Annotated in this window: 4 protein-coding genes; 1 reads left to right on the forward strand and 3 read right to left on the reverse strand. The window is 64.1% G+C overall.

All coding sequences use genetic code 11. The features are described 5' to 3' along the window. Nucleotides 1-57: 57 nt before the first annotated feature. From NTD88_RS06005 to NTD88_RS06015, 3 genes are read right to left on the reverse strand one after another with little or no spacing between them, the layout of a single operon-like run. Nucleotides 58-1,185 (reverse strand): NADH:flavin oxidoreductase, encoded by a 1,128-nt coding sequence (locus NTD88_RS06005; RefSeq protein WP_095155121.1) that lies wholly within the window; start codon nucleotides 1,183-1,185, stop codon nucleotides 58-60. Between the two features lie 53 nt (nucleotides 1,186-1,238). Then, on the reverse strand, nucleotides 1,239-2,042 hold the full coding sequence (locus tag NTD88_RS06010; RefSeq protein WP_262129289.1) for an SDR family NAD(P)-dependent oxidoreductase: 804 nt from the start codon (nucleotides 2,040-2,042) through the stop codon (nucleotides 1,239-1,241). Between the two features lie 32 nt (nucleotides 2,043-2,074). After that, a complete protein-coding gene (locus NTD88_RS06015) occupies nucleotides 2,075-3,643 on the reverse strand; it encodes an MFS transporter (RefSeq protein WP_095155123.1) in 1,569 nt (522 codons plus the stop codon). Nucleotides 3,644-3,974: 331 nt separating this feature from the next. Here NTD88_RS06015 and NTD88_RS06020 point away from each other — a divergent pair, with 331 nt between their 5' ends. Then, the gene (locus NTD88_RS06020; RefSeq protein ID WP_262155538.1) at nucleotides 3,975-6,392 is read left to right on the forward strand and encodes a glucose/quinate/shikimate family membrane-bound PQQ-dependent dehydrogenase; all 2,418 of its coding nucleotides are present in this window, start codon (nucleotides 3,975-3,977) and stop codon (nucleotides 6,390-6,392) included. Nucleotides 6,393-6,463 lie beyond the last annotated feature (71 nt).

Consider the following 6,463-nt stretch of genomic DNA (forward strand, 5'->3'; position numbering starts at 1 on the left):
GCAGCCACTAAAAAGCCCATCCGACCGCGGTCGGATGGGCTTTTCAACTACCGCCGATCAGATCTCCGTCTGCATCGCTTCGCGATCGAAACGGTTGATCTCCGCCAGGCGGTTTTCGAACACCTTGGTCGGCCATTGAGGATCCGCCAGCAGCATCCGTCCCAGGGCCACCAGGTCCACCGCACCGGACTGCAACTGCCCTACTACCGGCGCCAGGTCCGCCTGCCCGGCGTCGGGGTTTTCATTGCCGCGCAGTTGCGCGATGGAATAAGCCTTGTCCAGGCCCACGCTACCGACCATCATCACCGGCTTGCCGCTGAGGCGTCGGGTCCAGGCGGCCAGGCTATCGCTGCTGCCCTCGAAGGCCGGCTCCCAGAAGCGTCGGGTACTGACGTCGAAAACATCGACGCCGGCCTCCACCAGGATGTCGAGAAAGACCTTCAGCTCGGCGGCGTTATCGACGATCCGCGCCCCGTAGTCACTGATCTTCCACTGCGAAAAACGGAACATGATCGGATAATCCGGGCTGGTCGCTTCGCGCACCGCCTGGACGATTCGTGCGGCAAGGCGGGTGCGGTTTGCCAGAGAGCCACCGTAGTCATCATCGCGCTGGTTGGTCTGGCTCCAGATAAAGCTGTCGATCAGGTACTCATGGGCGCCATGGATTTCCACACCGTCAAAGCCTATGGCCCGGGCATCCCTCGCGGCCTGTGCGTAGGCCTCGATCACCTGCTCGATGTCATCGAGGCTCATCGCCTTCACTTGTACCTCCCCGCCCTCGCTGATTTCCGAGGGACCATAACCGGGCACTAACGGGTCCGGCGCCTGGCCGAGGCGGCGGATCGGACCGACGTGCCACAACTGCGGGACGATGCGCGCACCGGCCTGATGCACCGCCTCCACCACCCGCTTCCAACCCTCCAGGGCCTGGGGCCCAAAGAGGTCCGGCACATTATTGTAGCCACTGGCGGCCGGATGGCCGATGCAGGTGCCTTCGGTGACGATCAGGCCCACCCCGCCTTCGGCCCGGCGCTGGTAATAGGCGACGGATTGCTCCCCGGGCACCCCGCCCGGTGAACGCTGGCGGGTCATAGGTGACATGACTATTCGGTTTCTCAAGGTGTGCGGCCCGAACGCAATGGGCTTGAACAGCGCTTGGTGCTGGGATTCACGCGCTTGACTCATGGTGTGCTCCTGGACTGACTCGCGGAAAAAGGAACGGCACGCGTCACCACCGCTTACGCGGTGCTGGACAGGAATCCACCGTCGATGCGCAGGTTCGCTCCATTGATATACGCCGCTTTCGGGCTTGAGACGAAGGTCACCAGGTCGGCCACCTCGTGGGGTCGTCCCAGGCGACCGACCAGGGTGGGTGAAATCTCCGAGGCGATCTTGCGCTCAATCGCATCCCAGTCGCCTTCCCAGGCATTCTTCTGCGCCACCGAGTGCCAGTGGTTCTCGGCGGCCGGGGTCAGGACATCCCCCGGACTGATGCAATTGGAGGTCACGCCAGTGCCACCGAACTCCTTGGCCAAGGTCACCGCCAGGCTGACACAGGCGGCCTTGGTCGCCGCATACGCGCCAAAACTGGCGAACGGGCGGGTCGCCGCAATACTGCCGAGGGTAATGATCCGGCCCCAGCCGCGGTCGATCATGCCGGGAGCCAGCAACCGGACCAGACGCACCGCCGAGCCGACGTTCTGGTTGTAGAGGTTCAGCCAGTCCGCTGCCTCGCTTTCCAGTACCGGCGTGGGCGGGAACGCGCCGGCATTGGCCACCAGGATATCGATGCCGCCGAACGCCGCCAGTGCGGCATCGACCACTTGCTGCGCCTGGTCGTCGTTGGTCAGGTCACCACAGGCCAATTCCGCCCGGCCTCCCGCCAGGCGGATAGCGTGCACCACCTCCTCGCTTTCCGGCCGGCGCCGGCCATGAACGACCACTTCGACACCTTCGGCGGCCAGCGCCAGGGCAATCGCCTTGCCGATGCCGCTGTTACTACCCGTCACCAACGCGCGTTTACCCGATAGTTGTAAATCCATTTATCCACCTCAACGATTGGTATACCCAGTGTTCAGTTCTTTACCGGCGCGCCGCCCGTGCTATCGACTTTCACCGTCAGCACGCACAACACCGCACACACCGCCGTCAGCACGGCGATCAACACCAGCACCGCACTGAACGATTGTTGATAGACCGTGGCCAGCAGTTGCCCCAGCACACCCTCATCAGGACTGGCCGCCTGCTCCAGCACCGAATTCAGTTGACCACTGGCGATCCGGCCTGCCCAATCGCTGGTCTGCGAAGGACTCAGCAGCGGACTTTCAGCCGCCAACTGGCGCAAGCCCGAGGCCGTGTATCCCACCAGCAACGCGCCAATGATGGCGATGGCCACGGCCTCGCCCGCCACGCGCATGGTGGTGAAGATACCGGCGGCCATCCCGGCCCTTTCCTTCGGCACCACGCTCATGGACAGGCCGTCCATCAGCCCCCACGGCAGCCCGCTGCCAATGCCGATGAGCAGCATCGGCAGAACAATGCTCCAGATACTTGCGCCCGGCGTCAGGGTCAGCGCCAGCCAGCAATGCCCCAGGGCCGCCAGCAACAGGCCGGCACCGCACAGGTATCCAGGAGCGATGTGACGCGACAGCGAGCCGGCCAGGAACGGCACGATCAGCATTGGCGCGGTCAGCGGCAGGATGGCCAGGCCGACTTCCGTCTCGTCGTAGCCCTGAATGCCAATGAACCAGATCGGCAGAAAGACCAGCAGAGCGACGAAGCAGAAGCCGGTGGAGATCGGCAGCAGTTGCACACCGACAAAACGCGGAAAACGGAACAGGCTCAGGTCGAGCATGGCCTCGCGCGATTTCAGTTCGACGAGGATGAACAGCAGCAACAGCACGCCACTGCCCGCCAGCAGCGCCACGACAGAGGCGTGACCCCAGCCTTTTTCCGGCCCCGAGACAATCCCCAGGATCAGCGCGCCGAGGGCCAGGGTAAACAGGGCGATACCCCACCAGTCGATACGCTTGGCGTTGGGATCACGCGACTCATTGACCTTCTGGAAACTGAAGACGAACACCAGCAGCGAGGCCAGGGCAATACCGAAAAACAGCGCGCGCCAGCCCAGGTGAGCAATCAGCACGCCGACCAGCATGGGGCCGAAGGCCAGGCCGATACCGAATGAGGTGCCGAGGAAACTGAAGGCCTTCAAGCGCAAGTGATCGTCGAATTCCTGGGCGATCAGGGCCGAGGCGGATGTCAGCGTCAGCGCCCCGGCAATGCCTTCGATCCCGCGGAACACGTTGAGGAACGTGATAGAGGGCGCGAGTCCGATCAGCAGCGACGTGAGAAAAAACAAAAGCAGCCCTGAAATAAAGCATCGCTTACGACCAAATCTGTCTGCCAGCGCCCCTCCCGCCATCACGCAACTGCCGAAGGCGACGTTGTAGGCGTTGACCACCCCGCCCAACTCCAGCAATGAACCGCCCAGGTCCCGGGCAATCATCGGCGTGGCGATTGCAGGCCCGGTAAAGACGATGGGAATGATGATCCCGGCCGCGCACAGCGGAATAAGTACGGAGTATCGGTTTTTCAGAACGGGTTGCGTGTGTTCTTCCAGGAGCTCTTGAGAAATGCCCATTCAGTCATGCCCTCGACTCAAACAAAATCCTATCGACCTCGGCAAGGTCGTCCTGGCCATTGGCCGGTATTGCAGAAAACGCGAAATTTATGCTCTCACGCTGATAGATCGCATGCAACTCAAAAAATGGTGCTCATTGCGTGTCGTCCACCGGCGGGGGTGCCAGGGTTCTCGACGATTCGCCGCGTATTCCGCAACAACCGGACTAACCTTTCCTTGAGCCGTCAGGCCGTCCTGGCATTCGACTATCGGCTATAAGGTCGATGAACCATCTGGTTAATTAGCTAGCTAAGCGTATAATCGCCCGCATTCACACAGCGAGATGTTCCGCATGAATCAACCTTCTCAGGCCTCTGGCCTCAGCAAATTCATCCTCATCGGGCTGGGCGTGGTCGTCGCCCTGCTCGGCCTTGCACTGGCCGCGGGCGGGGTTCGCCTGACCGCGCTGGGCGGCAGTTGGTACTTCCTGATCGGTGGCCTGGCCATGGCCGTCGCGGGGGTATTGATTGCCCTGCGCAAGCCGGCCGGCGCCTGGCTGTTCGCGGCGTTCCTGATCGCCACCGCCGTCTGGGCGCTGGTGGACACCGACCGCAGCTTCTGGCCGCTGTTCTCCCGCCTGTTCATGTTCAGCGCCATCGGCTTCGTCGTCGCGCTGGTCTACCCGACGCTGGTGCGCGCTTCCGGCGGCACCGCCGGGCGCGGTGCCTACGGCGTCGCGGGCGTGCTGGCGATCGCGCTGGTGTGGGCGGTGGGCAATATGTTCGTCGCGCACCCAACCGTCGCCGCCAACGGCAACGGTCCGGGCCTGACGCCGGTGGACCCGGCCAAGGCACAGAAAGACTGGGCCCACTACGGCAACACCGAGGGCGGCAGCCGCTTCGCCGCGCTGGACCAGATCAACCGTGACACCGTCAACAAGCTGAAAGTGGCCTGGACCTACCAGACCGGCGACGTCGCCATCAGCGACGGCAACGGTGCCGAAGACCAGCTCACCCCGCTGCAGATCGGCGACAAGGTGTTCATCTGCACCCCGCACAACAACCTGATCGCGCTCGACGCCGACACCGGCAAGGAGCTCTGGAAAAACCAGATCAACGCCCAGTCCAAGGTTTGGCAGCGTTGCCGTGGCATGGCCTACTTCGACGCCACCCAGGCCGTCGCGCAGCCGACCCAGCCCAACAGCTCGCCGATCATCGCGGCCACGGTTGCGGCAGGCGCCAACTGCCAGCGTCGCCTGCTGACCAATACCATCGACGCCCGCCTGATCGCGGTCGATGCCGACACCGGCGAGTTCTGCCAGGGCTTCGGTAACAATGGCCAGGTTGACCTCAAGGCCGGCCTGGGCAACGTGCCCGATTCCTACTATCAACTGTCCTCCGCGCCGCTGATGGCCGGCACCACCGTGGTGGTCGGCGGTCGCGTTGCGGACAACGTCCAGACCGACATGCCCGGCGGCGTGATCCGCGGCTTCGATGTGATCACCGGCGCCATGCGCTGGGCGTTCGACCCGGGCAACCCGGAAGACAAGCAGGCGCCAAACGGCGACAGCACCTACGTGCGCAGCACGCCGAACAGTTGGGCGCCGATGTCCTACGACGCGGCGATGAACACCGTATTCCTGCCGATGGGCAGTTCGTCCACCGACATCTACGGTGCCGAGCGCACCGCGCTGAACCACAAATACGGCGCCTCGATCCTCGCGGTCGATGCCAGCACCGGCGCCGAGAAGTGGGTCTACCAGACCGTGCACAACGACCTCTGGGACTTCGACCTGCCGATGCAGCCAAGCCTGATCGACTTCACCAAGGACGACGGCAACACCGTGCCGGCGCTAGTGATCGGCACCAAGGCAGGGCAGATCTTCGTCCTCGACCGCGCCACCGGCCAGCCGCTGACCAAGGTCGAGGAAGTCCCGGTAAAAGCCGCCGGCATCCCCAACGAGCAGTATTCGGCCACCCAGCCACGCTCGACCGGCATGCCACAGATCGGCGCGCAGACCCTGACCGAGTCGGACATGTGGGGCGCCACCCCGTATGACCAACTGCTGTGCCGCATCGACTTCAAGAAGATGCGCTACGACGGTCTCTACACCGCGCCGGGCACCGACCTGTCGCTGAGTTTCCCCGGCTCCCTCGGCGGGATGAACTGGGGCAGCCTGTCCACCGATCCGGTGCACGGTTTCATCTTCGTCAACGACATGCGTCTGGGCCTGTGGATCCAGATGATCCCGTCGGCCAACCAGGGCAAAGCTGCTGGTGGTGGTGAAGCGCTGAACACCGGCATGGGCGCGGTGCCGCTCAAAGGCACGCCGTATGCGGTGAACAAGAACCGCTTCCTGTCGGTCGCCGGTATTCCGTGCCAGGCCCCGCCTTACGGCACCCTGACCGCCATCGACATGAAGACCCGCCAGGTCGCCTGGCAGGTGCCGGTCGGCACCGTCGAAGACACCGGTCCGCTGGGCATCCGCATGCACCTGCCGCTGCCGATCGGCCTGCCGACCCTCGGCGGCACCCTGTCGACCCAGGGCGGCCTGGTATTCATCGCCGGCACCCAGGACTTCTACCTGCGCGCCTTCGACAGCGGCAACGGCAAGGAAATCTGGAAATCCCGTCTGCCAGTGGGCAGCCAGGGCGGCCCGATGACCTATGTCTCGCCGAAGACCGGCAAGCAATACGTGGTGATCACCGCCGGTGGTGCGCGTCAGTCGACCGACCGCGGCGATTACGTCATCTCCTACGCCCTGCCGTGACCTGACCCCGGGGCCCCCCCCCCCGCGGGGGGCCCGTTTTTCCCGGGGGGGGGGGGGCGCCCGGGCTGTTT

The sequence above is a fragment of the Pseudomonas sp. 20P_3.2_Bac5 genome (genome assembly GCF_025466035.1).
GTDB lineage: Bacteria > Pseudomonadota > Gammaproteobacteria > Pseudomonadales > Pseudomonadaceae > Aquipseudomonas.

Excerpts from the sequence above, each read along its gene's own strand:
- NTD88_RS06005 (WP_095155121.1), bottom strand. The coding sequence starts at position 1,185 with ATGAGTCAAGCGCGTGAATCCCAGCACCAAGCGCTGTTCAAGCCCATT.
- NTD88_RS06010 (WP_262129289.1), bottom strand. The coding sequence starts at position 2,042 with ATGGATTTACAACTATCGGGTAAACGCGCGTTGGTGACGGGTAGTAAC.
- NTD88_RS06015 (WP_095155123.1), bottom strand. The coding sequence starts at position 3,643 with ATGGGCATTTCTCAAGAGCTCCTGGAAGAACACACGCAACCCGTTCTG.
- NTD88_RS06020 (WP_262155538.1), top strand. The coding sequence starts at position 3,975 with ATGAATCAACCTTCTCAGGCCTCTGGCCTCAGCAAATTCATCCTCATC.